Source organism: Burkholderia sp. 3C, assembly GCF_054589155.1.
The window spans coordinates 356,493-357,362 of the sequence record NZ_BAAILN010000066.1; the positions used below are offsets into that span (position 1 = coordinate 356,493).

Annotated in this window: 1 protein-coding gene; it reads left to right on the forward strand. The window is 73.8% G+C overall.

Translation table 11 applies throughout. From position 1 onward, the window contains the following. Positions 1 to 150: 150 nt before the first annotated feature. Positions 151 to 870, forward strand: a 720-nt coding sequence (locus ACYP33_RS11945) for an NAD(P)H-binding protein (protein ID WP_459621832.1), incomplete at its 3' end; no start/stop codon positions are given.

Genomic DNA, 870 nt, shown 5'->3' on the forward strand with positions numbered 1-870 from the left:
GTCGCTGCTCGGCGCGATCGTGCCGCTGATCGCGATCGCGTCGCGGATCGCGCGGCAGATTCCGGTCGATGCGAGCCCGGCCGCCGCCGTGCCTCGGCCAGTCGCGCCGGCGCAAGCCGCGATCGCCGCTGAAACCACTGGAGCCTCGGCATGAAAGTGCTGGTCTGCGGCGCGAACGGCACGATCGGCCGCGCGATCTGCGAACGGCTCGCGGCGCACGGGCACGACGTGATTGCCGGCGTGCGCGCACCGCGCCGGGCCGGCGACATCGCCATCGATTACCAAAGCGATCACGACATCGCCGCCTGGCTGCCGCGCATCGCGGAAGTGGACGCGGTGGTCAACGCCGTCGGCATCCTGACCGAACGCGGCGGCCAACGTTTCGACGCCGTTCACCGCGCGGCCCCGGTCGCGCTGTTCGAAGCATGCCGCGCCGCCGGCGGCCGGCGCATCGTGCAAATTTCCGCGCTCGGCGCTGAAGCCGGCGCCACGCCGTTCCTGCGCAGCAAGCGTGACGCCGACCATCATCTGCTGGCGATGCCCGGCGACGCGCTGGTCGCGCGCCCGGCGCTGGTGTTCGATCCGGCCGGCCACTCGACGCGCCTATTCGCGGCGCTCGCGAGCCTGCCGCTGCATCTGCTGCCCGACGGCGGACGGCAGCGGCTGCGCCCCGTGCATCGCGACGATCTCGCCGAACTGGTGGTGCGCTGGCTCGAACGCGGCACGCCGGGCCGCGAGATCGTCGATGTGGTGGGCGGCCAAGAAGTGAGCTACGGGGAGATGCTGGCGATCTACCGCGCCGCGCTCGGCGCGCGGCCAGCGCGGGGCGTCTCGGTGCCGGGGCCGCTGGTGGGCGCGGCGGCCGCCGCG